Source organism: Priestia sp. P1_B12_1 (genome assembly GCF_056406695.1).
Genome location: NZ_JBFTZR010000001.1, coordinates 157,617 through 182,720 on the forward strand (window position 1 = coordinate 157,617; position 25,104 = coordinate 182,720).

Sequence of the window (25,104 nt, forward strand, 5' to 3'; positions counted from 1 at the left end):
AGAAAATAGCTGTTGACAAAGAAAAAAGAAGCACGTATAGTAATGGTTATTCATCAAGAACTTTCAGATTTTAATCAAAAACACAGCGATTGGGAGTAGTAGAAGCTTATTATTCGGTCAAGAGAGCTACGGGTTGGTGTAACGTAGTCCAATAATACTTTGAACTCGCCCAGGAGTGGTAATTCAGAAAGAATGCAGAAGTATTCTCTAAGTTTTAACGTCTAACCTTCGTTATCAGGTTTTAAGCAGGGTTCTTTAAGAGCCAACAAGAGTGGTACCGCGGTTAGCTAAAGCTTATCGTCTCTTCTCTCATTTGATAATGAGGTAGGAGACGATAAGCTTTTTTTATTTTATAAAAAAGTGGAGGGAAAAGTCATGAAGAAGGACAACCAAGGTTTGCAGCGAACAATGACTTCACGTCACATTATGATGATGGCGCTAGGTGGAGCAATTGGCGCTGGTTTATTTAAAGGAAGCAGCTCAGCTATTGATATGGCAGGACCATCAGTTATCATTGCTTATTTAATTGGCGGAATTATTTTACTATTCATTATGCAAGGTCTTGCTGAAATGGCGGTTCGAAACAGTGACGCACGAACGTTTCGTGATTTAGTTCAGTCGATTTTAGGAAGCTACCCCGCTTATTTTTTAGACTGGATTTACTGGAAAATGTGGGTGTTAAACATTGCAGCTGAAGCTGTTGTAGCAGCTATTTTTATTCAGTACTGGCTTCCTGATTATCCAATTTGGATGCTTGCTTTAGGCGTATCCGTTATTGTCACAGTTATTAACTTGCTTTCGGTCAAAGCATTTGCTGAAACGGAATACTGGCTAGCATTAATTAAAATTACGGTCATTGTAATCTTTATCATCGCTGGACTTCTGTTACTATTTGTATCATTTGGTCACCATACCGCAGCGGGCTTTTCAAACTTGAGCGATCACGGCGGTTTCTTCCCTAAAGGACCAACTGGGTTAATTACAGCGATGCTAGTTGTCATCTACTCTTACGGTGGAACTGAAATCATCGGGGTAACGCTAGCTGAAACAAAAAACCCTGAAAAAGTAGTACCAAAAGCCGTGCGCAGCACATTAACGCGCATCATTGCTTTTTATCTGTTCCCATTTTTTATCATCGTGAGCTTGATTCCTTGGAATGAAGTGAACGGCGTTTCTCAAAGCCCTTTTGTAATGGTATTTAAAATGATTGGAATTCCCGGAGCAGATCATATTATGAATGCCGTGATCTTGTTAGCCGTCATTTCTTCAATGAACTCAGGGCTTTACGGTTCATCACGTATTTTGTATACGCAAGCAGTAGACGGTCGAGTGCCGAAGATATTTTCGAAACTTTCTGTTAACAAAGTTCCTGTCTATGCAATCTTAATGTGTACATCATCTCTTTATGTGGGCGTGTTGATTTCCTTATTTGCAGGAAGTAAAACATTTGATTATTTGATGGGATCCTTAGGATATACCGTGTTGTTTATTTGGTTGATTATTGCGATCGCACACTTAAAGTCCCGCAAAGTTCAGCCAGAAGCATCGAGCAGCTACTCTGTTAAATGGTTTCCTTATACGACGTGGGCTGCCCTAATTGCACTAAGCGCTATTTTAATTGGCGTTATCTGCACAACCTCCATTGTTATTACGACTATTACACTAGCTATCTATTTATTTATTACAGCTACGTATATCTTTAAAGGCCGCTTTTATCAATCTTCAGCAGCCAAGCATGCTAAATAAAAAAACGCCTCCTCCGAGTCATCAGAGGAGGCGCTTTTTTATTTAAAATGTTAAGTACCAATAGCCAAGTGCAAAACCGATATAGTTACCAATAATATAGCCAAGCGTTCCTACTACCAAGATAGGACCAACCAAACTTCCCCATCCTTTAGCAATCGCCATTGCACTTGCTGTCGTAGGCCCTCCTACCGTTGCATTGCTCGCTAGTAAAATATGTTCTAAATCAATTTTAAATACTTTTCCTAGAATAAGTCCCACTATTAAATTACTCATTCCCACAATGAGCACAAATAGAATCAAAAGAGGTGCTTTTTCAACAATTAATGGAATAGACGCCGGTACTCCAATGACAACAAAGAAAATATAAATGAAGTACGTGCCGATTTCTTGGCTTCCGCTAATGTTTTTAAAATAAGAAGGGAACAGATAAATGACAAGAAACGTAAGTGTGGAAAGCAATAAGTATTTTTCGCTCAAAATAGTATGTAATAATGTTTGAACTACCGAAACATTTGGACCGGTTGGAATGATTGTTCCAAACCATTCGGCTAATTTAAACGATGCAACCACTAGAAAAAATGATGTACCAATTGAAGCCGCAACGTCTTTTAACGAAATTTCTTTTTTTGCCCAATATTTTTCTGCAAGCGTATGACGATCATTTTCTCCATATTGCCCAGCCTCTACTTCTTGAATATGAGGCGTCTTAAAATGTTTTCTAAAAAACTTCATAGAAGGAACGAACATATACACGGCAAACAGTAAAGCCATGACCATATTATCAGCAACTACCGTCGCCGAAACCATTTGACTTGATGGTTCAAATTTAGCCGTAACGGTAGCAAAGTTAACCCCTCCGCCTACATAAGAAGCGCCGATAGCTGCTGCAATTTTTGCTAGTTCCGGAATATAATCTTTTAATAACAAGAAGCCTGCCGTGCTCCCTATAACCGTTCCTACTGCACAGATTAAGAAAATAAAAAGAAGTTTCCGGCTTTCTTGAAATAATTCTTTCATATTGACTTGAAATAACAATAATGGAATAGCAAGCGGTACTAGATACGCCCAAACCGCATCATAAACCGGAGACTCTGTTGGAATGATTTTTAAATTTGATAGGATAAGCGCTCCTGCTAGCGCAATAATAGCTCCTGACAGAAAAGAAGCCCACTTATACTTTTGTTCGAGAAAAATACTAACAGAAGCCCAAATCGCTAGAATTCCCCATAGTGCCCACGTATCATCAGCTTGAATAATAGTAAAAATCACAAGCTACTCCTTTCTTTCTCTTCGCAAGAAATAGAATTTTCGGAAAATATACTTTAAATTTTATCAATATATGCCAAATTCCGTCAATCTATAAAAAAGAGTCGAGGACAAAGTAGTCTAGTTAAAGTGAAACACGAACTATCTATCACAAAGGATGAATAGTTCGTGTTTTTTATGATTATGGTGAACGTAGGTTTTATGTAGGTAGCTACTTCTAGCTGTTGATTGGAGGACAAGGCGAAGACTCCTGTGGGAAAAACGGCACAGATGAGACGCCGCAATAGCACAAGCGACGAGGAGGCTCAGCGGCCTCCCGCCGAAAGCAAAGCCTTGCACGGAAATCAACAGCAGGGTCACAAGCAGTCCAGCTCATGTATCCCGATTGTTAGTCTTTAGATTCATTTTGTGATGTCCCAGCCTCACTTTTTATTTACGAACAAGAACTGGAACCTGCTGCTGAATCTGCTGCAAAGGAGCGCTTGTTTTCTCGGTTAACGAACGCAAGATTCCTCCTTCGATCATACAGTTAATCACAACTGCAAGCTCTCCTGCCTGCTTTTCTTGAAATCCGCTCTCTATCATTTTTTCTCTAAAAAGTTTTTCCCAATCTTGAAACGCTGCGTAGCAGACTTCTCGCAGCGGTTCATTAATAAGCGCCGTTTCTCCAGCCAGCAGTCCAACAGGCATACCAGCAATACTTTCTTCGTGTTCAAACTGCTTGGACAATTCTTCAATAAAATACTGAATAGCCTGGGCTGCGTCAGAAGATTTATTTAAACTTTCTTTAATTTGGATTTGGACGTATTTATTCGTATATTGAACAGCGTGAATCGCCAGTTCTTCTTTCCCTTTTGGAAAATAATAATAAAGAGACCCTTTTGGCGACCCACTCTCTTTAATAATTTGATTTAATCCTGTTGCATGATAGCCTTGCAGCTGAAAAAGCCGCGATGCTGTTTCTAAAATCTTATCGCGTGCATTTGCTTTCTTCACAAAACGATGCCTCCCCTATATAATAAGTGGTTTCTATAACACTACTTATCATATAAGGAAATGAAATTTTTGTCAAAATAAAGTGAATATTTTACCATTTATTTTTTCTTTTTTTCATTTCTTATGACCTAATAATTGTTTTTCTTACTTCTTCCGCTAACGGTTGAAGAGGCGTAATAATACGGTCGCTTACCTCCTCCGCCGCTTCTACCATCGAGAGCTGCGCTACTGAAACAACAGTGTTACGCTCTTTTACTAGCTCATGTAAGACATGTTTTACCTTCTGTTTATACTTCTCTAGGTTCCCAGTCATTACTAGTTCAAAAGCACCTTCTATCACAACAGGACGAACCTTTATCTTTACATTTTGATGAAATGCAAATTCGTCTAGGCGCTTCATTGTTCCTTCTACGGTCTCCGGATTTGTAAACACGATAAGCTGCGGTTCTTCTATTTCACATATTCGGCGAAAATAAGGCTCATCAATTTTAATAATTGGAATATCGCTTGTAAATGCTTCTGGTAAAAGAGCAATGTAGTTCGTACACGTAAGTAAAATGGCATCCGCTGAACATTCTTCCATCCACTTTAACTGCTTCTCTACTTTTGCAGCTGCTGACTCCGCTGCAAACTTAGGGTCGATTGTTACCCGATGTACAAGGCCGGGGTCTACGAAATGCATACAGTTCGCAAACGGCAGCGCTTTTTCTATATAAGAGATGTTCGAATGATGAGCGTGCAGGCAAGCAATTTTCTTCATTGTTTTCCTCCCGTATGATGGTCTTTGAAATACTGAATTAAAAATTCCTGGAACTTTTTCGCAACAGGAGTTAAATATTTATCCTTGTTCCACGCAATCCCAATTACCCTTGAAGCTGTGTCTTCTTTAATTTTTATTTTTTTAATGCCTCGCAAGTCCACTCCCTTTATTTCAGGAAGCAAGGCAACCCCTAAATGAGCCGCTACAAAACCAATCACCGTTAAAAATTCTTCTCCTTCAAACGTAATATTTGGGACAATCTCAGCTTCTTCAAACAGCTGATCAAAAATTGTTCGGCTTCCGTATCCTTTTTTTAACGCGATAAACGATTCATGAGCCAACTCTGAAATCGAAAGCACTTGTCTTGAAGCAAAAGAATGCGTATCAGGAACATACGCGTACAGCTCGTCTTTCCATAAATATTCCCACTGAATTCCTGCCCTAGATTCCGTTACGGAAGACATACAAAAATCAATTTCCCCTGTTTGAAGCTGATCGAGCATGATGTTCGTGGCGTTCTCAAAAATTTGAAATTGAACGTTCGGATACTCTTGTAAAAAAGCATGAACTAGTTTTGGGACGGACGAAGCGCCTAATGATTTTAAAAAAGCAAACGAAATACTGCCCCGGTGAGGGTGGATTAAATCTGAAAGCTCACGTTTAGCTTCTTCCATTTCGTTTAATACTTTAGCCGTTCGTTCGTAAAAAAGCCGTCCGTATCGATTTAAAATAACTTGCCTTCCTTTTCGTTCAAATAGTGGCACGCCAAGCTCTGATTCTAATTTAGAAATTGAGCGGCTGAGCGTAGGCTGTGCGATTGATAATTTTTCCGCTGCCTTTGTGAAATGTTCCGTTTGAGCTACAATATTAAAATATTCAAGCTGCTGCCATTCCATTTTTTCACATCCTTTACTTATTACATAATACTATCAATTTCATATAAATTATACATTGGACGTCATAAAAAATTCATGTTTAAATGAAGAACGTAGCACTTGCTAAAAATGTTATGTGTCTGCATAGAATAAGTGTTGAAAGAAGGAATTAGTTTATGGATGTTTCAATTGTTTTAACAATGTTAGCCGTCGGACTAATCTTAGGATTTGTCGGAGCAGGCGGATCAGGTTTTATTATTTCGATTTTAACGCTGCTGTACGGCGTATCTGTACACGTTGCACTCGCAACGGCTCTTACCGCAATGATTTTCTCTTCTTTATCTGGCGCCGTCAGTCATTACCGCGAAGGTAACGTATCTTTAAAATCCGGTATCTCTGTTGGTATCCTCGGTGCATTAGGCGCTTGGATTGGGTCTAACCTTTCATCCTTTATCCCAGAAGGCGAGCTAAAATGGCTAACAGCCGGTATGCTTTTATTATCTGGTGTTTTACTTTGGCTGCGTATGTTTTTATTTTCCCGTCAGCAAAAAGAACGTACTGTTCCAACAGGAGCTAAATTTGTCGTCTATTCTTTACTAATTGGCTTAATAACCGGCGCTCTATCAGGAATGTTTGGAATTGGATCAACTCCATTTATTCAGCTTGGCCTTATGATGGTGTTAGGCTTGTCTATTCGTCAGTCAGCCGGAACGACAATGCTCGTTATTATTCCGATTGCCATCGGCGGAGGAATGGGCTATTATCAGCAGGGCTTTTTAGATATTCCACTGTTGATCCAAGTAGTAGTCGGCACAATGGTCGGTTCATATATTGGAGCAAAATTCACAAATCGCGTCCCTGCTCCCGTATTAAAAACGTCCCTTGTAGCACTGCCTATTTGCTCTAGCTTCCTACTTGTTATATAAGAAAAAAGCTTGAACTCTTGTTCAAGCTTTTTTTATGTCCATCTCATAAACAAACTGCTTTCCTTGGCTTCCAAAAATATGCCCGCCTGTGTCGATAAAGCCGCTTCTTTTGTACAGCTGCTGCGCGGCCGTGTTTTTATAGTTCACGCCTAGCACCACTTCATTTTTAGTCGGAAAGTGCTGGTTGATAAAAGAAAGAAGAAGTTTCAATGACTTTTTGCCAACTCCCTTTCCTTGATAATCAGGATGAATGGAATACGACCGTATTAAAAGCGCGCCGGAGCTTTTAGTATATTCTTTAACAGCTTTCCCTGCGTCGAGCACGAAAAAGCCGGCTAGTTTGTTTTCTGCCAAAATCAAAACAGGCGTTCTGTCCTTTTCCCGCTCACACTTAGCTAAGGCTTCAGCGGGAAGTGCCGTATAAATGAGCTGCGCTTCAGGCAGCGTATAGCTATGTATAGATGACTCGTAGGCTTCACTATAAAACGCTAGTTCTACGTTTACTGTATTATCCATTCTATACCTTACTCCTTTTCCCATAGTATAACATGCACAAAAAAAGCCGCATAAAGCGGCTTTTCCTTTATCTAGCGTCGGATACAACGGTAAAGCGTTCGTTTACATGCTCTCCTCGCTCAATTTCATCAATGACAGCAATGGCATAATCAGCATAGCTGACATGGCTGTTTCCTTCTGAGTTTAAAATAACATGATCTTTCCCAGTTTTATAAGCATCCGTTCGTTTTCCTGAAGGATTAAAAAATGCTGCTGGGCTAATAAACGTCCAATTAATATCGCTTGTACTTTCTAAATCTTTTAAATTTTGAGCTTGATTGTCAGCTGTCGCTTTATACTCTTTTGGAAAATCAGGCGTATCTGCTAGACGCGTCGTTTTCTCTTCATCGACAAACAAACTGCCTGCCCCTCCTACAACAAGAAGACGAACGTCCGGAGCTTGTTTAAATACACGAATTAACGACTGTCCCGCTTCTACATGCAGATGTTCTTTTCCTTCAGGAGCTCCAAACGCATTCACTACTGCATCCAAGCCTTCGATATCTTTTGCCGTGATATCAAAGATGTCTTTTTCCAGTGTACGAACATCTCGTTCGTCTACTTTGCTCGCATCACGTACGATTGCCGTTACATCATGGCCGCGATTTAAAGCTTCTTTCACGATAAAACTTCCTGCTTTTCCTGTAGCACCTACGACTCCAATTTTCATTTTATAACCTCCAGTAAAATTCTCTATATTTAGGTAATAGCCTTTTTTTGCTATGATAAAACACAGCAAAACGGTTTAAGCAAGATAGAGAGAACAAATTGGATAAATGAGTTAGTATGGATTACTTTTAACACCGCGGTTGATTTCCGTGCAGGGCTTCGCTTTCCGCGGGCGGCCGCTGAGCCTCCTAGTCGCTTGCGCTCCTGCGGGGTCTCACCTGTTCCGCTTTTCCCGCAGGAGTCTTCGCCTTACCCTCCAATCAACCGCTAGAAGCACCTACATACACGAAATCTACGTCCTCCATTCATCGTTCGGCCCTGCTCTTCCTTCAACTAAAATATGTTTCTTCCAGTTTCTTTTGAAAAAATAAATAAGTGCTTATTCAATTTCAATAAATAACACGTGAGCCATAGAGTGAATGGATTTAATCAATTCTACTTTATTCCCTTTCTTTTTTGCTTTTCCTTTTATTTCAACAAAATAAAGCAGTTCACCTTGATGATGATCCTGGTGAATTTCATAGGATGAAATCATAATATTTTCCCTTTCAATCTTATCAAGGAGCTCATAAATATCCTCTTGATTCGCTGCACGAAACTTAATTAAAAGGGAATGAGTAGAAAGAGATGTAAACATTACGTTCAATATTTCTAAGCCAATCAGCACCAGTATAGTTGCGCTAATGCCGACTGTATACATACCCGCCCCAATGGTTAAACCAATTCCCGACGTTGCCCATACGCCTGCGGCTGTTGTGAGCCCTCTAACATGCTGCTTTTGAATAATAATCATACCTGCTCCTAAAAAACCAATACCGCTTACTACTTGTGCGGCAACTCGGCTCGGATCAAGAGCCATATGATCTTGATGAAGCACATCTGAAAAGCCATATTTGGAAATTAACATAATGAGCGTACTACCGACAGCAACTAAAAAATGAGTGCGAAAACCCGCTTCTTTTGCTCTAAACTCTCTTTCTAAACCAACCAAAGCTCCTAACAAACCTGATAGCGCGAGACGACTAATAAAAGCTGCGGTCATTTCCCCCCTCCTTTCTCTTCACTTTTTTATAAATGGACCTATTAACTATTTCTATTTTTGTTATAATTTACTATAACCAATTTTTGAAGTGGAGGCTAATCAAATTAGATAAAATTATCAGTTATTACAGCATATTTCTTGAGTGAGGACGATTAGAACGCGAGCCCATTGAATTTCAAACAAACTGGCACTTTATCAAAAAGCGAAAATATTAATAATCACCTCTACCTATCATAGGATAAATAGAGGTGATTATTAATGAACCGTTTATTCAAATGGAGTACAAGCATTTTGTTGCCTTTGATGTGCTGCTTTTTGATTCTCCCTCCCTCTTATGCAAGCGGTGACTCTTACTCTTCCTATGCAGAACTGCAACAGCACGAGATTCTCCATCAAGACTACGATATTCGCTACGAACAGCGCTTTAGCTACCTATCCATTATGGCCATTCACGGCGGAGGAATTGAACCGGGCACATCAGAAGTTGCCAAAGAACTTGCTGATCGCTTTTCCGCTTCTTATTATTTATTTGAAGGCATCAAGTCCACTAACAACGGAGTTCTACACATAACCTCAGAAAATTTTGATGAACCGACTGCTAGAGGAATGGCTCAACAAAGCATGTCCGTTTTGACGATTCACGGATACAGCGGCAGCCAGCCTATCGTATATATAGGCGGAAAAAATCAGATTTATAAAGAGCTGGTGAAGCAAGCGCTTCGCAAACACGGCTTTACCGTCCGTGACGCTCCTTCTGACATTGCCGGAACAAGCGAACAAAATATTGTGAATGATAATTTGCTAAAAGCCGGAGTACAGCTTGAACTCACAGCCGAACTAAGGAAATCATTTTTCGCAAACCATGACTGGTCGAGAAATAACCGCATGAATGTGACACCGCTTTTTCATACATTTGTCACTTCCTTACAAGAAGCATCTTCTTCCTATCAAACTTTCCTTTACTTTCAAGTTCACTAACTTATCAACTCTTGCCTATTCCTTGATTTCCAGACAAAAAAGCCAGCGCAGTCTGTGTAATCAAACGCGCTGGTTCTTATCTATTTCTCTTGCTAAAATAGACCGTTTAAATCTTTTCAGCTCAAAAAACTCCTTGATTTCACTTGGACTTTGATAAGAAAGCCTAATCACATAGTAGTTAATATATTCAAGCCAAGCAAACGCGTAAAGACCCAGAAAAAAAGCAAGCCCGTTAATCCCTAACTGCACACAGTGATACACGAGTACACCTAAACCTAACGCAAGAAGAATTTTATTCATTTTTTTAAAAAGCAGAAACAGCTGAATGTAGCTAGAGGGCAAATGAGAATCTTCTTTTCGCCTCACTCGCTTCCATTTCATAAACCAGTATAAGCTTCCTTGAAACAAGATAAACTCAAGTATGATAAAAGCATACACACTAGAAAATGTTGTTAAGTAAAAACTTAGATGAGAAAACTCATTTAAGTACCCTACCCACAGCGCAGCAAACACTAAAGCTGCCGTAAGCTCTCCTGTCCATAAACCAAATAATTTTCGCTTTACTTTCATAAAAACCCCCCTAGCATATCTCTCAATCCTGCTGTTCAAACCAAGCTTTAAACAGCAGGTTTACACCTGTTTTTATTTCTTCATCAGACAGTCCGGCAAACCCAAGCAATACATAAGGCGTGTTGTTGTCACCGGCACTATGATAATAAATGGACGTTGGATAAATCGTTACCCCTTGCTCGGCAGCTGCTTCAATTAGTTTCTGTTCACTCATTCCGTTTTTCACCTTAAGAAGAATATGCAACCCAGAATGTTCTCCAATAACATCTACACGTTCTCCCATAATAGTAGTCAAGCAATCTAGCAGCAGCGCTTGTTTCTTGCGGTATGCTGTTCTCATTTTATTCAAGTGACGTTCCCAGTGCCCTTCTTTCATAAACAGAAAAAGCGTATACTGATGAAGTCTTGAAACAGACTGTTTAAAAAGTCCACAGTGCTTCATATAGCTTGTACGAAGCCGGTGTGGCAGCACGGCATAGCTTATTCGAAGAGAAGGCATCAAAGACTTTGAAAACGTACCCGTATAAATAACGCGATCGTCTTGATCTAATCCTTGAAGCGCGGGAATCGGTTTTCCTTTATAGCGAAATTCTCCGTCATAGTCATCTTCTATAATATAGCTGTTCGTTTCTGCCGCCCACTCTAGTAGTTCAAGTCTTCTTGCAATCGGCATGACCATCCCAATAGGAAATTGATGAGACGGCGTAATGTACACCGCATCCGCTCCGCTTTCTTTCAGTTCCTTCAATTTCAAGCCAAAATTATCGAGAGAAATAGGGATAACTGACATGCCTTGTTCTTGAAAAACGTGCCTCGTTCGGTGAAAACCCGGATTTTCAAACCCAATTATTTTTTCTTTCCCCAGCGTGACAGAAAGCAGCCACATAAGATACTGCGTACCTGCACCTATCACAATTTGCTCCGCCGTACAGCGCACTCCTCTTGAATGATAAAGATACGCTGCAATTTCTTGACGAAGAAGATGTTCGCCCTGTGGATGTCCGCTATAAAAAAGCTGGCTTTCATCATGATAAATAGTTTGAACCGTTAGCTTTTTCCACGTGTTATACGGAAATTTTTCTACGTCTACCTTTCCATGGCTAAAGTCAATGACAGTTGATTTCCGGTCTTCTTGCGGTAAAGAGACATAGGCTGGAGGCAGTTCTTGAAGCACAACTTCATTTTTTATCTCTTTTACAAATACTCCTTTCCTGGCTAGTATCTCGATATAGCCTTCAGCTTCTAACTGTACATAAGCCGCTTCAACCGTATTTTGGCTAATGCTTAAATGAAGAGCTAGCTTTCGTTTAGAAGGCAATTTTTCATGAGGCGGAATGGTACCTTTTTGAATTTGTTTTTTTATGTAGATATAAAGCTGCATGTACAAGGGATCTGCTTTTCTTTTATCAAGCAAAGGCATTAACTCTAACATAGTGTTCTTTCCTTTCTAACTGATACTATTAAATTCGCTGTTTCTGACACTTCCTCTCAGTTCAGATTCTTCATATACTGGACTATATCTTATAAATTAAGGAGATGACGCAATGACTATCACTTATAAAACCAACGTCTCAATCCGTGCGGAACAAGCTGCTGAAGTATTTGTACATTCCGGCATTAAACGTCCTGCACAAAATCTTGATCGTATTCAAAGAATGCTTGATCACGCTTCTCTTACTATTACCGCTTGGAACGACAGCGAACTTATTGGCATAGCCAGAGCGTTAACAGATTTTAGCTACTGCTGCTATTTATCGGATTTAGCTGTTGTAAAAGACTATCAAAAGCAAGGAATCGGTACACAGCTCATCAAACATGTTCAATCAGAAATCGGCGAAGAAACCGCGCTGATTTTACTTTCAGCTCCTTCTGCTATGAACTACTATCCAAAAGCCGGCTTTCATCAAATTGATAATGGGTTTAAAATTGGGAGAATTCGATAGGTAAAAAAGACAAAAAACTTCCTGCCCTACTAAACTATTATTATTTTACATCTTTTCAATATGATGGTACAATATTCAAAGATTAAGGCTATGATACTTCTTCCTTCTCATCCAACTCTTAGAATTTAGAGGTATCCCTTTCCTTAATCCATTAACAATCCATTAACCTAACTATACATATATTCAAAGTCAGGAAGCACAGCGCCTGGCTTTTTCTGTGCAAATCATACATGGTGGTGTTTGAATGAAAAACGATATTTTTTTAAGAAGACAATCTAAAGTAATTATAAATCAAGGATCAGATATATTAGCTCCTGCTTATGTAGCTTCCATGTTAAAAAACATTGAGGCATTAGGATTTACAGCTTCAGCTTCTTTAATTGATCGGTTACTCACTCTTTCGTTCTACGAATTTATGTCTTTTTATGAGCAGCTTCTCTTATCTTTAAAAAGACTTGTTGGCGCTCATGTCAAATATAAACCGATGTATCCTAACTTTCCAAACGAAGTCATGCAAGCGTCGGAAGCAGAACTATACATAAATGCCGTGGTTCACTATCTGAGTGGGATTTTACCAAACAGTGAAAAACAAGATGTTTTACCACTGTTAGATACTACAGATTTGCGGATTATTGACCTCGGAACAGATGAAGAATTCGGCCTTATGATGAGTCAATTAATTGGTGCCAATACCTCATTATCGCAAACGGATCGAGCAGACATTGAATGGTCGCTTGTCCATTTACATGCATTAGACCTACTTCCAGAAGTCATTCCTCAAAAAGAAAATGGTGCATTTGTTAGCTCAGTTTTAATTAAAACAAAAAAACTACCTATTGATGTCTTGTCTTCTTATTTTAAAACAGCAACAGACGTTTTACGTTTGGCAACCGCTTTATCTGATGGAGATATTAGCCTTTCATCACCCACTTTATTTAAGAAGTTTAGTCGTTTTGAGCGTCGAAGCTTGTTGCAGCTGCTAGAAAGCACTTCAAACATAGAAGAAGATATGTTTCGCTATAAAGTAAAGTGGATTCGTTTAGGTGAAATTTTACATCCTGGGGAATACAAACATCGATTTCCTCGCGCTGCTAAAGGATTCGATGCTGTTCGAAATCATAAAAAACCATTGACCTTCTATAGTAAAGTAGAGAAAGCACTCGAGCAAAAAGACGTCTCAAAAGCAGTTTCACTTTTAGAAAAACGTCCAGGTGACTTTGCTAGACGAATTGACCATTTACTGCGCTTATCTACTGGGGAACAAGAAGCAGCTTCTATTATTACAGCATTTGCAACGGTCGCTCATCATGTCTCTACGCCAGTACTGCTTCAGCTCTATTCTCATATGAAGCATCGACATCATAAACAAGATATGCGCGTAGTGTTTCCTAAAGGGAATGTGTCCAAAGTAATGGCGCTTGATAATCCCTTACCTTCTCTTCGTAAGGATCTTTGTGAAGGTGTAATAAATGCATGCAAAGATGCTTTACATGACCGTTTTGCCAAGCTGCCACCTCTTGGAAATGTATGGGTTGATGAACGTTTGCATGAACAAACTATACCATTTTCACAGCGTTCAAGCAGTAAAACGTTAAAAACGATTAGCCGCGGCAGTAAATTAACAATACCTGAAGGCGACACGCTTCGTTTTTTCATTTGGTGGAAAGAAGGCTTTGTAAATGGTGAACACACTGGTAATGTAGATATTGATTTATCTGCCGGAATTTACGATGAAAACTGGCTGTATAAAGAGCATATTTCCTATACAAACTTATCTTCAAAAAGCTTCAAAGCTTTCCACAGCGGAGATATTACATCTGCCCCTAAGGGAGCATGTGAATTTATTGACTTGCATATCCCTACTGTTCTAAAAAAAGGCGGCCGTTATGTATTAATGAACGTTTATTCATTTTCCATTCAACCTTTTGTTATGCTCCCTGAATGCTTTGGAGGATGGATGATGAGACAGCACGTAGAGTCCGGCGAAATATTCGAACCTTCTACCGTACAAAATAAAGTAGATCTTGCTAGTGATTCCACCATTTCCATCCCTTTAATTTTTGATTTACAAGAGCGAAAATTAATCTGGACGGATATTTCACTGCATCATCATGTTGAATTTCAAAATAATCTTGAACAAAACAATGGATCTGTCTCTCTTATGGGAAAAGCCATGACAAAGCTTTTGAAGCCAACGCTTTATGATCTTTTTTCATTTCACGCACAAGCTAGAGGAACACTTGTCTATGACAAACAAAAAGCTGACACTATTTATTCGCTTGATGAAGGTATTACTCCTTATGATATTGAAACAATTATTGAAACCTACCTAAACTAATTATTTATAGGAAATTAAGAACAAATAAAATAAAAGAAAAGACCTCTTTCCAAGAAAGAGGTCTTTTCTTTTATTTCACTAGCTTTTGCTCAGTCCCAGCTGAACCTTGACTTCGTTTGTGGAATCCTTTTGCATAGTACGCGATAATAAGACCGATAAACCATAATGGTCCGATGACAACTGCAATTCTTGTATCTGGATTATATGCCATGAGAACCACCACCAGCGCTAGGAATGCAAGTGACACATAAGATGTTAATGGAAATAAAGGCATTTTATATTTCAGCTTTGCCTCTTCACCTGTTTTTAACGTTTTGCGATACTTAATTTGAGAAAGCAAAATAATTCCCCATGTCCAAATCGCACCGAATGTTGCAATGCTTGTTACCCACGTAAATACCTTGGCAGGCACAATGTAGTTTAACGCTACTCCGACTAATAGCGCACCCGCTGATGCTAAAACAGCTTTTCCCGGTACGCCGCCTTTTGTAAGCTGGCCGTATCCTTTTGGCGCTTCTCCGTGTTCTGCTAAGTTAAACAGCATACGGCCTGTACTAAAAATACCGCTGTTACAAGAAGAAAGAGCTGCTGTTAGTACAACAAAGTTAATGATACCAGCCGCCGCTGGAATGCCGATTTTTTCAAATGTTAATACAAACGGGCTTCCCTGTGAACCAATCTCTTGCCACGGATAAATCGACATAATGACAAATAACGCACCGACGTAGAAAATCAGAATACGCCAAAAGACAGAATCAATCGCTCTTGCTAGAGATTTTTCCGGATTTTTCACTTCTCCCGCGGTAACGCCGATCATTTCAATTCCTAAATACGCAAACATGACCATTTGCAGCGACAGCAAAATACCTTTGAATCCGTTCGGGAACAGTCCGCCGTTGTCCCACAAATTTTTAATACCAGTCGCAACGCCGCCGTTGCCGATTCCAAACACAATCATTAATAATCCAACGGCAATCATTAACACAATCGCTAAAATTTTAATAAGTGCAAACCAAAATTCCAGTTCACCATATGCCTTAACAGCTAAGAAGTTAACCGTTGTCATGATGACAAGCGCCGATAACGCCCAAATCCAGTTTGGTACATCTGGATACCAATATCCCATATAAATACCAACGGCTGTAATTTCAGCCATACATGTTACAACCCATAAAAACCAGTAGTTCCAACCTGTTAAATAACCAGCAAGCGGCCCTAAATAGTCGCGTGCGTACTTGCTGAATGAACCTGCAACAGGTTTTTGAATCGCCATTTCTCCAAGTGCTCTCATAATAAAAAACATAATCATTCCGCTAAATCCGTACGCCAATAATATTCCTGGCCCTGCTAATTTAATAGCAGATGCAGATCCAAGAAACAGCCCTACCCCTATGGCTGCTCCTAAGGACATCAGCGTCACATGCCTTTCTTCTAACCCGCGTTTCAATTCTTTCCCCTGAGTTTTCCCCTGCATAAACGTCTCCCCTTTTTCCAATCTGTCAAAACGAGATGAACACAGCCTTTTTGTTAGCGCTTTCATATAAGTTTGTGCTAAAAGACAGCTAGGCTGTATATTTGTATTTTATCACCTTTCTCTCACTTTTCTTTTGTCGAAAAACAAAAAAATTATCTTATCATTTTGTTTAAACGCACAATTAGACATAGGCACTGCTTTTTTACTATGTATTTATTATTGCACTTAAGTAATAGTATTTTCAAAAAATAGAAAAACGCCGACTCAACTCCGTCAGCGCATCGTTCATTTTATGCTTTTTTATAAAAACTAGCATTTATCTCGCGGGTTCAAAAGTTTTACAGCCAGGTTCTTCCATATCAGAAACATGGTGACTACTTTCAGGACTCACAACGTAAATGGACTCTGCACTGCATTTGTTCCCCGATTTCCAATACATGCACTCATTCACTTCACATAATACACCTTGGGCCACTGTTATCCCTCCTTTGCTTGTCTTATCTATTTACTACCCGAAATATGGCGCTTCTAACATTCACACGCAAAAAAACAGCTTGTTTCTCAAGCGGATCTTTTTATTGCGTGTGTTCAACATACTGTTTTTTAGCTAAATATAACTCACGGCTCAGCGTGATCCGCCGTTCTCTCAAGCGGCTTAATTTAGCCTGAAATTGTTCGTTAGTTGGCTCTTCTTGAATCAAGCGATACGTAAAAGAAATATCTTCATTTAACTGTTTAAAATCTTCCCATATCTCTTGAACGAGGGCGGATTGTTTGTCTTCAAATGAACGATTTTGCTGCGTTTTTAGCGCAGCTAAAATTTCCTGTTGCCACGTTTCGTCTTTTATTTCTTTGGCTAATAAGTATAGATCTAAATAATCATCAGTGCTTAACGCTGTTTGTCTATTGTTCAATGTCATCACCTTTTCTACACGAAATTTTTCTTCCTAAGAAGAGGGTTTCATCATAGAAAAAGATTCCTCTCCTTATCTGTCAGAGCTAGGCTATGCTGGAATTAGCACCATTCAATAATTGTGGTTGCTGAGGCTTCAAAGGGCCAGTCCCTCCACCTCTCTAGATAAGAATATTTCGTTTTTAAATTATTTCTGACTATTCTAATATGTTTTGTAGGTTATGTCAATAGCTTTTCAATAAAAAGAAAAAAGAAGTAAAATATGGTATGCTTTCATAAAGGATGGTGAGCACATGAAACGATATCTGTTATCTGCTTTTTTGGGAAGCCTGCTGCTGCTTCTTACTATTGCTTTTTCATCTACTTTCCATATTGCAATTGTCAAAACAACCGGAAGTATTGGAGGGATTATTTTAGCAGCGGCGGCTTTGATTATGAACGCGCTTGAAGATCCCCCCTCCTCAGACAATACAGGTGGAGGAGCCGTTGAAGTACTAGATAAAGGTTCCGTTTGGGCTACTTATTTACTTTTACTTTCATTACCGAACCTCATCGCATGTATAACATCTTATGTTTTATGGACTCGCTGACATTCATCAACGTTACGGACGTTTTGCCACTTGGAAGCTCATTGATATTTGTTTATCTACAAAGCCAAGTTCACGATACACATGCTGTGCAAAATTCCCAGCATGAACGCTGAGTCTGATTTCAGGGTATCCTTTGATAGACAATTCATCAATTGCTTTTTGCATTAATGGCTTGGCTAGACCTTGCCCGCGGTATTCCGGTACAACATATAATTCGTAGATAAAGCCAATTTCTTCTTTTGAAAAGAAGTCGGCAGATGGGCCGATAAGAACCCAGCCTGCGAGTTTATTTTCTTGTCTTGAAACTAAATAATAACAGCCTTTTTCAAGGGCACTACCAACTAGTTCATTTACGCGCTCTGCTGACGGATGAAACTGCTTCATTGTTCCTTCAAACAGCGCATCAGCAGATTTTTTCCGAATTTCTTGTATTTCTTCTTCAGTAGCTTTTGCAATCATTACGATCTCTCCTTTCGTGTTCGTTTTCCACATACGAGGATAAATTCCTGCAAAAAAAGTCTTCGCCTAAGCGAAGACTTTTATTTAAATTCAAAATGCTCTTGATGACTACCTTGTTCGTCCGTCCAGTTAATCATAATGTCTAAACCTGCCGCTTTTCCAGGAACTGCAAAATTCGCATAGCGAAAACGCTGACCGCTTTTGCTTAAGTTAGACCGTTCAATAGGAGAAAACAAGCTGTATTTCGCCTTATTTTTTCCTTCGTGCCGAAAAGCTTGGACCTGCACGCGCTCTACGTCTTTTCCAATGTTTTCAACGGTTAATCCATATGTATGATAGACGTTATTTTTCCACTTTAGCTGATTATCTCCCGTCATGCTCGCTTTTGTGAGTTCAACCGACCATTGTTCAGATGATTTCTTCATTGGAAGCTTCTCAATCGAAAGAGCGCTGACATGAATGGCTGCAAAAGCAAGCCAAACAAAACAAAAAGTGCTGACTGTATAAAATAGTCTTTTCATAGATTCTGATCTCCTTAGAAATTTTAGTAGTAGCATTTCCTGTTCACTTAAAAATTATGATAAACGCTTTAACAAAAAAGCCTCTCCATTTAGGAGAAGCTTCTTAAATTAATGCATAAGCAAATCTTTTTGTTTGTCTAATGAGTGTTTTGTATATAAATCTCTTTCAATCGCATATTTAGGACGCTGTTTCACTTCGTTAAAAATCTTGCCAATATATTCTCCCACAAGACCCATTCCCATTAGCTGCAGGCCGCCTACAAGCCAAATCGATAAAATAAGAGACGTCCAGCCGATTTGCGTATGATCTAAATATTTTTGAAGCAGCGCATAAATACCAAACGCAATACTAAAGAGAAAAGAAGCTCCTCCAAGCAGCGTCAATAAGCGTATCGGCGCTACGCTAAAAGATGTAATCCCGTCGAATGCAAAAGCAAGCATTTTCTTTAGGGGATATTTTGATTCGCCCGCTGTCCGTTCTTTGCGGTCATATGTGACTTCCGTGGAGCGAAATCCTACTAATGGTACAAGGCCTCGTAAAAAGACGTTGCCTTCTTTATATTTCATAAGTTCACCAAGAGCACGTTTGCTCATGAGACGAAAATCGGCGTGATTTTGAACGAGCTGAATTCCTAGCCTATTCATAAAACGGTAAAACCCTACTGCCGTGGTTCGTTTAAAAAATGTATCGGTTTCTCTGCTGTCTCGAACACCATATACGACTTCATACCCGAGCCAATATTTCTCTACAAAAGTACGAATAACGCTGATATCATCTTGCAAATCTGCGTCAATGGAAATGACGCAGTCAGATTGCTTATGGGCTGCTTCTAGTCCTGCCAGCAAAGCATTTTGATGTCCTACATTCCGCGCTAGCTTTAACCCTTTTACAAACAAATTGCTGCAGCTTTCTTTTTCAATAAGCGACCACGTGCTGTCTTTGCTTCCATCGTCTACAAATAAAATGGTACTTTCACTTGATACAAGACGTTCATTTATCAGTTCTTTTATTACAGTAGTTAATTGAAAAGATGTTTCTGTGAATACTTCTTCTTCGTTGTAACATGGAACAACAATTGTTAAAATAGGTCTGTTCATGTTATTGCCCCCTTACTTTGCTTCATATACATACACTTTCCAAGCGGACTGTTTATCGTTAAACGCTTTTAAAAAGTGCAAACCGTCACTTTCAGCATTTTCGATTGGCACAGCTGAAAAGATATAGCGACCGCCCATTTTTTTAAATTGGCTGATATTAAGCTGCAAATGACGGATTTTTTTCGTTGAGTCTTTTCGGTAATCATATTTTTTCCCTAGCTCGCTAACAAACACATAGCAGCGGTTGCCCCAGTGATCATAGTAACTTTCTAACTTTTTATTTTTATCAAGCTCTTTGGCAATGATTTTGCGAAACTCATGTTTATACGTTAACGGATAGAAGTTGTTATACGTATCTAGCGTATAAAAGCCGTTATACTGAGCAATTGATGGATGAAGCCCAATGCTTGCTACCCGATAAGATGATTGAGGTTTCCCTATATATCTGCTGATTTCATCGAATTGATGGACAGCATAAAATTCTTTGACTGACGGCTCGTGATTGTAGCGATAATAAAGTTCAGGATTCGCTATAAACAACACAAGCAGCTGTAAAACCAAACACACCCACACAAACTTTTTCCACGCCTTGCCCCTTTTCCATAAAACATAGCCCCCAACGGCAAACATCAAATAAATAATGAGCGGGCGTAAAAAATGAAATCTAGCAAAGTTAAATGTATTAAAAAGCTGATATTTTTCTTTTAGCGGCTCCCATCCTTTATAAAACCAAAACGCATACCAAATCGACAGTAGTAGATTAAGAATAAATAACTGCAAAAACGTTTTTTCAAGCTTTCCTTTCTGATTCCGAGCAACAATCCACAGTACAATAAAAGAAAGCGGCAAAATGACAAAAGTATGAAGCGTCATTACATGCGTATGCCCAAGCGTGTAGTTCTTAAAAGCAAGGCGAACGGAATGTCCAAAGCTTAGAGTAGAGCTTAAAAATTCATTTCGACTCGTCGGGGCCTCTGGAAATAAAAGAGAATCAACAAGCCGGTATTCAATGAGCAGAAAGACAGCGGTCATCGCTGCAATACTGTTTAAAAAAGGAATATTCCACGTTCGTTTTTTCACCGCATCTCTTAGCCATAGCAGCCCCATCGCCGCTAAAAAGAAGAAAAATCCTAGCACAAAGCTCGAGTAAAACGGAAGCAGTAAAAGTGTAAGCCATTCCTTCCACGTTCCTTCGCGGTTTCGAATGGTTAAAAATGCCCACAGCGCCAGCGGCTGTCCTAATGTACTCAGCATGCCCGAAGGCCAAAAAGGCGTAAGTGCAAAAGCAAGTGATACAAGCACTCGAATCGCATAAGCATCCTCGCTTTTAATGAAGTGCTTTTTTAATAATAAATACATTCCAATTAAAGCAAATACACGCGTAATCGTTTGGCTGAGGCTGTACGCCAGCATGGTAGGAAACAAACCATACAGCCACTGAATACCGCTGAATTCTGTTCCAAACGTATTCCTCGGCAATCCGTTAATGATTTGAGGCAATACGGCATGACTGGAGCCAAACAGCTCTCCGCTTCGATGCAGAACTTTATACCACGTAATATTTGAGTCTAAATTGTCATGCACGCGTATATGTGAGTTTTCCCCGAGCAAAAACATAGGGGATACATACGCAAGCAGTAAAAGGAAAGCGATAATAAGCAATGTTTTTTCTTTATTCATAGCTGTTTCTTTCTTCATCTGTTAACACCTATTTCCATTTCATAATTACTAAAAGTTAATCGTGTACAACGACTGCTTCTTTTTTTGCATTAAATACAAAGTATTTTTGACCCGTATAATTTAAAAGCGTATACAGACCTGTTCCGATTAATATACCGACATCTTTTTTGAACGGATGCACAGCAGCAGGAAGTTGATGCAACAACCAGCTGGAGAACTGCAGTCCAATATAGTAAGACAAGCCGTAGCAAACGCCAATAACCAAAATAAAACGCAGTATGCTTGTAGATAAATGAACTCCGCTTTTAAACGTAAATATTCGATTTAACACGTAGCTGACGACTGCTCCTGCTGCGTTTCCGATAAACGTTGCTGCCCAGTAGTGATGAAACATATGAAGCAGCACATACATAATGGAAAGACCTACTGCTGTATTGACCAGCCCTACTACTAAAAAACGTACAAAAGATCCTTTCATACAAACTCCTTTTGATTTTAATACTTTCATGAAAATTACATATTATGACTTTAAATACAGTTTCAGTGTAGCAACTCCACTTAAAAATCTAATGAAAATAACATTAAAAACAGATGAAAAAAAGCTAAAAGAATCAATAAAAATCGGGATTCTTTTAGCTATTTAGTAGAGCCTTCAATGATTAATTTTTGGTCGCTTTGATTGTCAAACGCATCCACTGCCGCTACTTCTATTTGATACGCAGTATGGGGCTCCAAACCCGATAATGGAAGACTTAGAACATCCGGAACAGGATCGCTGTAATATTGAGAAAATGCATTATATGTTTTGACCACTTCTCCAGTTTCTTTATTTTTGACGGTAATGCGATAAGAGTGAACCATCAGATTATCCACAGCTTGCGTAAACTGGATATAAAGCTGATTTGATGAAGCTTTTTCTTGTATAACAGAAATAGTAGAGCTTGGAAGAAAAATCGGTTTTACTAAATCTCGTTCATTCGTGTAGTGAAACTTTTTTGCATCTGCAGGTATGTTAATTTCCCACGCTTCTCCCGTCCACTTATTTGCGTGAAAATCCCGCCTTTTAACGACTACTTTTCGATTATAAACCTCTACAAGAAGACCTTGACTCACATCTCGGTAGCCAGGAGGAAGTTCACCTTGTAAATATCCGGCACCAGGCCATATATACCGAACAGAAGACGTTGCAAGAGATGTAAAATCTCTTTGAAAAATAGTACGAGGATCGTCCAACGGATGGTGGGTATGACCAGAAAATGTAATGACTTGCGGATAAGGTTTTAACGTATTGTAAAGAAGCTGTTCATTCACTTCTATCCCCCATCTGTTTTTCCCGTACAGTGTATTGTTAATAGGCTGATGAATAAAGACAAAAATCGGTTTTTTAGGATCATCTCGCTTTGCTATCTTCAGCTGTTCAGCAAGCCAGTTAATTTGTTTGACTGAATAATCACCGGCGGTCAGACGGCTTTCTGTTCCAAGCATGATAAAATGATATCCTTTTATCACTTGATGAAAATAAAGAGCTTTCATTTTGGTTTTAGATAAAAAACGCTGCTGCGCTTGCTGATTGGTTACACTGTCCCGGTATTCATGATTACCAATCGTAAAAAGAGATACGGCCTGCGGCTGTTTATTTTGATTATAAATAGAAAAAAAGCGGTCGTATTCTTTTAACGCGCCGGTATCAGCCAAATCTCCTACTACTACAAATGCATCTTGTTTCGGTGCCTGTTCATTTAACTGCGTTAATGCATGTTGAAAAGTACGCAAATCAAGCGTTCCTGTTTCCTTAATATGAACATCACTGATCACAGGAAAAACTAGCTTTGGTTCGATGTATCCGCTTCGTCCGCTCTTCTCTTCGGCTCGTACGTTTAAGGTAATACCGCATATAAGAACACTTATTAATACTAAAGCGAGCCAGTCTTTTTTCAGCGTTTCCATAAAACCGCCGAGCATGATGCTTCCTCCTTTCTTCACTGCTGCGTCTCAGTCATTTTCTCTACGTGTATGAGCTTTTATTTTATGTAATTTCAAAATATCTAATCGTATAGTTTCAATATTTCTTTTCGTGTTTGCACACACTATGTTCACAATCAATTCATTACACTTTTCCTAGTCATAGTGGTATGATTTTCGTATATTACAGACTAATTGTTGAAAATGTAGGAGTGAATATTTTGAAAACGGTCGCTGTTATTGGAGGAGGAATTACGGGCTTAACCACTCTGTACTATTTGCAGAAACTAAAACGAGAACGTAATCTCCCGCTTAAGTTATTATTACTAGAGAAACATGCCCATCTAGGAGGGAAAATCAATACGCGTGAAGCTGGGGAATTTATTATGGAAACAGGGGCGGATTCTATTGTAGCTCGAAAAGAAAACGTTATGCCCCTGCTAGAAGAGCTGTACTTAACAAACGATTTAGTCTATAACGAAACGGGCAAATCGTTTATTTACTCTGCTAATGAGCTGCTTCCAATTCCTGAAGATACCATGTTCGGTATTCCAACAAGCGTGGAATCTCTTTTTAAAAGCGAGCTGATTTCTTCAAAAGCTAAAATTACAGCTTTAAAAGACTTAATTACTAAAAATACAACGTTTACGAAAGACAGCTCAATTGGACTCTTTTTAAAACATTTTTTAGGAGAAGAGCTAGTAGAAAAGCAAATTGCACCTATTTTATCGGGCGTCTACTCTGGCGATTTAGACAAACTCACGATTTCTTCGACTCTCCCGTATCTGCTCGACTATAAAAACACGTACGGCAGCATCATCAAGGGAATGGGAGCCAATGAAAAAAAATTTAAAACGGCAGGAAATAAAAAATTCATTTCGTTTAAACAAGGTTTATCAACGATTATTCACCGCTTAGAAGAAGAGCTTTCTGATGTAACAATTTTAAAAGATACGCCAACCACCAGCATAAAACGGAACGGTGAACGTTACCAAATCAGTACGCCGGGGCAAGCCTATTCAGCAGATTATGTGGTGTTAGCTACACCGCACACGGCTGCTCAGCACCTGTTGAACGATCCCGAATTAAACGAAGACTTTGAGCAGTTAAAAGATTCTTCTCTCATTAGCGTATACATCGGCTATGACGTTCCAGACGAATACCTTCCCACTGAAGGCACCGGGTTTATTGCCTCTCAATCAAGCAACTTAATCGCCAATGCCTGCACGTGGACGAGCAAAAAATGGGCTCACACTTCTAAGCGAGGGAATTTGTTAGTTCGCCTGTTTTATAAAAGTACGAGTCACCACTTTGACAGCCTGCGGACGATGTCAAAAGAAGAGCTGCTAGCAGTGGCACAAAAGGACATTGAAAACAGCTTAGGAATCAAAGAGGAGCCTATTGAAAGCGACGTAACCAATTGGGATAAGTTGATGCCTACCTATCACCTTAAACACGGTGAACTTGTACGCAGCTTGACTCAAAAATTCCATGACAAGCACCCCGCTATTACATTAGCTGGCTGTTCTTACTATGGAGTAGGCATTGCAGCGTGTATAACAAACGGCAAACAAACGGCTGAAGCTATCTCACAACAGTTGACTTAAAAAAGGTTTGAAAACAATAAAAGGCCTGAAAATAAATATATTATTTTCAGGCCTTTTATTACCTTTTCGTTAGCATATAAAGCTACTTTCCTTACTATTAACAACTCTTTTATCGCTTTTCTTTTTGCAAAGCAGC

General features: G+C 39.3%; 25 protein-coding genes, 1 pseudogene, 1 riboswitch and 1 other annotated feature. Of the genes and pseudogenes, 7 read left to right on the top strand and 19 right to left on the bottom strand.

The genetic code is table 11. From position 1 onward, the window contains the following. Nucleotides 1-76: 76 nt before the first annotated feature. Nucleotides 77-308, top strand: a binding site (T-box leader). Nucleotides 309-375: 67 nt separating this feature from the next. Continuing rightward, nucleotides 376-1,746, top strand: a complete 1,371-nt coding sequence (locus AC1D0Y_RS00875; protein WP_477707293.1) for an amino acid permease — start codon at nt 376-378, stop codon at nt 1,744-1,746. Between the two features lie 42 nt (nt 1,747-1,788). Here the strand turns inward: AC1D0Y_RS00875 and AC1D0Y_RS00880 are convergent, their stop codons facing one another. The 4 genes from AC1D0Y_RS00880 to AC1D0Y_RS00895 all read right to left on the bottom strand — a co-directional run bounded on the left by AC1D0Y_RS00880 (nt 1,789) and on the right by AC1D0Y_RS00895 (nt 5,664). Beyond that, a complete protein-coding gene (locus AC1D0Y_RS00880; RefSeq protein ID WP_060747143.1) occupies nt 1,789-3,015 on the bottom strand; it encodes a DUF819 family protein in 1,227 nt (408 codons plus the stop codon). A 426-nt stretch (nt 3,016-3,441) separates the two neighbouring features. Beyond that, on the bottom strand, nt 3,442-4,008 hold the full coding sequence (locus tag AC1D0Y_RS00885; protein WP_098331967.1) for a TetR/AcrR family transcriptional regulator: 567 nt from the start codon (nt 4,006-4,008) through the stop codon (nt 3,442-3,444). A gap of 121 nt (nt 4,009-4,129) precedes the next feature. Continuing rightward, complete coding sequence (locus AC1D0Y_RS00890) at nt 4,130-4,768, bottom strand: hypothetical protein (protein WP_477707294.1); 639 nt, start codon at nt 4,766-4,768, stop codon at nt 4,130-4,132. After that, nucleotides 4,765-5,664 (bottom strand): LysR family transcriptional regulator, encoded by a 900-nt coding sequence (locus AC1D0Y_RS00895; RefSeq protein WP_477707295.1) that lies wholly within the window; start codon nt 5,662-5,664, stop codon nt 4,765-4,767. Before AC1D0Y_RS00895 ends, AC1D0Y_RS00890 begins: the two co-directional genes overlap by 4 nt. Nucleotides 5,665-5,819: 155 nt before the next feature. Here AC1D0Y_RS00895 and AC1D0Y_RS00900 point away from each other — a divergent pair, with 155 nt between their 5' ends. Next, a complete protein-coding gene (locus tag AC1D0Y_RS00900; protein ID WP_016765247.1) occupies nt 5,820-6,569 on the top strand; it encodes a sulfite exporter TauE/SafE family protein in 750 nt (249 codons plus the stop codon). 21 nt (nt 6,570-6,590) lie between these two features. Here AC1D0Y_RS00900 and AC1D0Y_RS00905 read toward each other — a convergent pair whose 3' ends face one another. From AC1D0Y_RS00905 to AC1D0Y_RS00920, 4 genes and pseudogenes are all read right to left on the bottom strand, one after another. Then, nucleotides 6,591-7,085: a GNAT family N-acetyltransferase gene (locus AC1D0Y_RS00905; protein ID WP_060747139.1), complete on the bottom strand. Its 495-nt coding sequence runs from the start codon at nt 7,083-7,085 to the stop codon at nt 6,591-6,593. A gap of 67 nt (nt 7,086-7,152) precedes the next feature. Next, nucleotides 7,153-7,794 (bottom strand): NAD(P)-dependent oxidoreductase, encoded by a 642-nt coding sequence (locus AC1D0Y_RS00910; protein ID WP_060747138.1) that lies wholly within the window; start codon nt 7,792-7,794, stop codon nt 7,153-7,155. 50 nt (nt 7,795-7,844) lie between these two features. Beyond that, nucleotides 7,845-8,042 (bottom strand): annotated as a pseudogene (locus AC1D0Y_RS00915) (hypothetical protein); the annotation flags it as partial. A 130-nt stretch (nt 8,043-8,172) separates the two neighbouring features. Next, a complete protein-coding gene (locus AC1D0Y_RS00920) occupies nt 8,173-8,835 on the bottom strand; it encodes an MgtC/SapB family protein (RefSeq protein ID WP_217598295.1) in 663 nt (220 codons plus the stop codon). A gap of 258 nt (nt 8,836-9,093) precedes the next feature. Between AC1D0Y_RS00920 and AC1D0Y_RS00925 the strand changes: the two genes are divergently transcribed. Continuing rightward, a complete protein-coding gene (locus AC1D0Y_RS00925) occupies nt 9,094-9,813 on the top strand; it encodes a poly-gamma-glutamate hydrolase family protein (RefSeq protein WP_477707296.1) in 720 nt (239 codons plus the stop codon). A 60-nt stretch (nt 9,814-9,873) separates the two neighbouring features. On the opposite strand, the gene AC1D0Y_RS00930 is transcribed toward AC1D0Y_RS00925, so the two are convergent. Next, nucleotides 9,874-10,383: a hypothetical protein gene (locus AC1D0Y_RS00930; RefSeq protein WP_336063493.1), complete on the bottom strand. Its 510-nt coding sequence runs from the start codon at nt 10,381-10,383 to the stop codon at nt 9,874-9,876. Between the two features lie 22 nt (nt 10,384-10,405). Then, nucleotides 10,406-11,815, bottom strand: a complete 1,410-nt coding sequence (gene pdxR, locus AC1D0Y_RS00935) for a MocR-like pyridoxine biosynthesis transcription factor PdxR (RefSeq protein ID WP_477707297.1) — start codon at nt 11,813-11,815, stop codon at nt 10,406-10,408. Between the two features lie 112 nt (nt 11,816-11,927). Here pdxR and AC1D0Y_RS00940 point away from each other — a divergent pair, with 112 nt between their 5' ends. Then, nucleotides 11,928-12,326 carry a GNAT family N-acetyltransferase gene (locus tag AC1D0Y_RS00940; RefSeq protein ID WP_477707298.1) on the top strand — a complete coding sequence of 133 codons (399 nt, stop codon included), beginning with the start codon at nt 11,928-11,930 and terminating at the stop codon, nt 12,324-12,326. Between the two features lie 244 nt (nt 12,327-12,570). Then, nucleotides 12,571-14,664, top strand: coding sequence for a TerD family protein (locus AC1D0Y_RS00945; protein WP_477707299.1), 2,094 nt, complete (start codon nt 12,571-12,573; stop codon nt 14,662-14,664). Nucleotides 14,665-14,734: 70 nt separating this feature from the next. Here the strand turns inward: AC1D0Y_RS00945 and alaP are convergent, their stop codons facing one another. The 3 genes from alaP to AC1D0Y_RS00960 all read right to left on the bottom strand — a co-directional run bounded on the left by alaP (nt 14,735) and on the right by AC1D0Y_RS00960 (nt 17,052). Beyond that, nucleotides 14,735-16,138: an alanine permease AlaP gene (gene alaP / locus AC1D0Y_RS00950; protein WP_025750149.1), complete on the bottom strand. Its 1,404-nt coding sequence runs from the start codon at nt 16,136-16,138 to the stop codon at nt 14,735-14,737. Between the two features lie 316 nt (nt 16,139-16,454). After that, complete coding sequence (locus tag AC1D0Y_RS00955; protein ID WP_081085322.1) at nt 16,455-16,613, bottom strand: DUF1540 domain-containing protein; 159 nt, start codon at nt 16,611-16,613, stop codon at nt 16,455-16,457. A 100-nt stretch (nt 16,614-16,713) separates the two neighbouring features. Then, nucleotides 16,714-17,052, bottom strand: a complete 339-nt coding sequence (locus tag AC1D0Y_RS00960) for a hypothetical protein (protein ID WP_028410947.1) — start codon at nt 17,050-17,052, stop codon at nt 16,714-16,716. 69 nt (nt 17,053-17,121) lie between these two features. Then, nucleotides 17,122-17,223: riboswitch (SAM riboswitch) on the bottom strand. A gap of 121 nt (nt 17,224-17,344) precedes the next feature. Here AC1D0Y_RS00960 and AC1D0Y_RS00965 point away from each other — a divergent pair. Then, a complete protein-coding gene (locus AC1D0Y_RS00965; protein ID WP_028410946.1) occupies nt 17,345-17,641 on the top strand; it encodes a hypothetical protein in 297 nt (98 codons plus the stop codon). 12 nt (nt 17,642-17,653) lie between these two features. Here the strand turns inward: AC1D0Y_RS00965 and AC1D0Y_RS00970 are convergent, their stop codons facing one another. The 6 genes from AC1D0Y_RS00970 to AC1D0Y_RS00995 form a co-directional block, all read right to left on the bottom strand. Beyond that, nucleotides 17,654-18,100 (bottom strand): GNAT family N-acetyltransferase, encoded by a 447-nt coding sequence (locus AC1D0Y_RS00970; protein WP_098334035.1) that lies wholly within the window; start codon nt 18,098-18,100, stop codon nt 17,654-17,656. An 80-nt stretch (nt 18,101-18,180) separates the two neighbouring features. Beyond that, nucleotides 18,181-18,621 carry a hypothetical protein gene (locus AC1D0Y_RS00975; protein WP_098331956.1) on the bottom strand — a complete coding sequence of 147 codons (441 nt, stop codon included), beginning with the start codon at nt 18,619-18,621 and terminating at the stop codon, nt 18,181-18,183. Nucleotides 18,622-18,729: 108 nt separating this feature from the next. After that, nucleotides 18,730-19,719: a glycosyltransferase family 2 protein gene (locus tag AC1D0Y_RS00980; protein WP_098965845.1), complete on the bottom strand. Its 990-nt coding sequence runs from the start codon at nt 19,717-19,719 to the stop codon at nt 18,730-18,732. A 12-nt stretch (nt 19,720-19,731) separates the two neighbouring features. Beyond that, nucleotides 19,732-21,417: a DUF6044 family protein gene (locus AC1D0Y_RS00985; RefSeq protein ID WP_477707300.1), complete on the bottom strand. Its 1,686-nt coding sequence runs from the start codon at nt 21,415-21,417 to the stop codon at nt 19,732-19,734. Nucleotides 21,418-21,454: 37 nt separating this feature from the next. After that, nucleotides 21,455-21,877 (bottom strand): GtrA family protein, encoded by a 423-nt coding sequence (locus tag AC1D0Y_RS00990; protein ID WP_060747127.1) that lies wholly within the window; start codon nt 21,875-21,877, stop codon nt 21,455-21,457. 158 nt (nt 21,878-22,035) lie between these two features. Further along, on the bottom strand, nt 22,036-23,361 hold the full coding sequence (locus AC1D0Y_RS00995) for a metallophosphoesterase (RefSeq protein ID WP_060747126.1): 1,326 nt from the start codon (nt 23,359-23,361) through the stop codon (nt 22,036-22,038). A gap of 221 nt (nt 23,362-23,582) precedes the next feature. Here AC1D0Y_RS00995 and AC1D0Y_RS01000 point away from each other — a divergent pair, with 221 nt between their 5' ends. After that, on the top strand, nt 23,583-24,968 hold the full coding sequence (locus tag AC1D0Y_RS01000; RefSeq protein WP_477707301.1) for a protoporphyrinogen oxidase: 1,386 nt from the start codon (nt 23,583-23,585) through the stop codon (nt 24,966-24,968). Nucleotides 24,969-25,104: the final 136 nt, after the last annotated feature.

Coding starts and splice junctions, on each gene's coding strand:
- AC1D0Y_RS00875 (WP_477707293.1), top strand. CDS start 376: ATGAAGAAGGACAACCAAGGTTTGCAGCGAACAATGACTTCACGTCAC.
- AC1D0Y_RS00890 (WP_477707294.1), bottom strand. CDS start 4,768: ATGAAGAAAATTGCTTGCCTGCACGCTCATCATTCGAACATCTCTTAT.
- AC1D0Y_RS00895 (WP_477707295.1), bottom strand. CDS start 5,664: ATGGAATGGCAGCAGCTTGAATATTTTAATATTGTAGCTCAAACGGAA.
- AC1D0Y_RS00900 (WP_016765247.1), top strand. CDS start 5,820: ATGGATGTTTCAATTGTTTTAACAATGTTAGCCGTCGGACTAATCTTA.
- AC1D0Y_RS00905 (WP_060747139.1), bottom strand. CDS start 7,085: ATGGATAATACAGTAAACGTAGAACTAGCGTTTTATAGTGAAGCCTAC.
- AC1D0Y_RS00910 (WP_060747138.1), bottom strand. CDS start 7,794: ATGAAAATTGGAGTCGTAGGTGCTACAGGAAAAGCAGGAAGTTTTATC.
- AC1D0Y_RS00920 (WP_217598295.1), bottom strand. CDS start 8,835: ATGACCGCAGCTTTTATTAGTCGTCTCGCGCTATCAGGTTTGTTAGGA.
- AC1D0Y_RS00925 (WP_477707296.1), top strand. CDS start 9,094: ATGAACCGTTTATTCAAATGGAGTACAAGCATTTTGTTGCCTTTGATG.
- AC1D0Y_RS00930 (WP_336063493.1), bottom strand. CDS start 10,383: ATGAAAGTAAAGCGAAAATTATTTGGTTTATGGACAGGAGAGCTTACG.
- pdxR (WP_477707297.1), bottom strand. CDS start 11,815: ATGTTAGAGTTAATGCCTTTGCTTGATAAAAGAAAAGCAGATCCCTTG.
- AC1D0Y_RS00940 (WP_477707298.1), top strand. CDS start 11,928: ATGACTATCACTTATAAAACCAACGTCTCAATCCGTGCGGAACAAGCT.
- AC1D0Y_RS00945 (WP_477707299.1), top strand. CDS start 12,571: ATGAAAAACGATATTTTTTTAAGAAGACAATCTAAAGTAATTATAAAT.
- alaP (WP_025750149.1), bottom strand. CDS start 16,138: ATGCAGGGGAAAACTCAGGGGAAAGAATTGAAACGCGGGTTAGAAGAA.
- AC1D0Y_RS00965 (WP_028410946.1), top strand. CDS start 17,345: ATGAAACGATATCTGTTATCTGCTTTTTTGGGAAGCCTGCTGCTGCTT.
- AC1D0Y_RS00970 (WP_098334035.1), bottom strand. CDS start 18,100: ATGATTGCAAAAGCTACTGAAGAAGAAATACAAGAAATTCGGAAAAAA.
- AC1D0Y_RS00975 (WP_098331956.1), bottom strand. CDS start 18,621: ATGAAAAGACTATTTTATACAGTCAGCACTTTTTGTTTTGTTTGGCTT.
- AC1D0Y_RS00980 (WP_098965845.1), bottom strand. CDS start 19,719: ATGAACAGACCTATTTTAACAATTGTTGTTCCATGTTACAACGAAGAA.
- AC1D0Y_RS00985 (WP_477707300.1), bottom strand. CDS start 21,417: ATGAAGAAAGAAACAGCTATGAATAAAGAAAAAACATTGCTTATTATC.
- AC1D0Y_RS00990 (WP_060747127.1), bottom strand. CDS start 21,877: ATGAAAGGATCTTTTGTACGTTTTTTAGTAGTAGGGCTGGTCAATACA.
- AC1D0Y_RS00995 (WP_060747126.1), bottom strand. CDS start 23,361: ATGCTCGGCGGTTTTATGGAAACGCTGAAAAAAGACTGGCTCGCTTTA.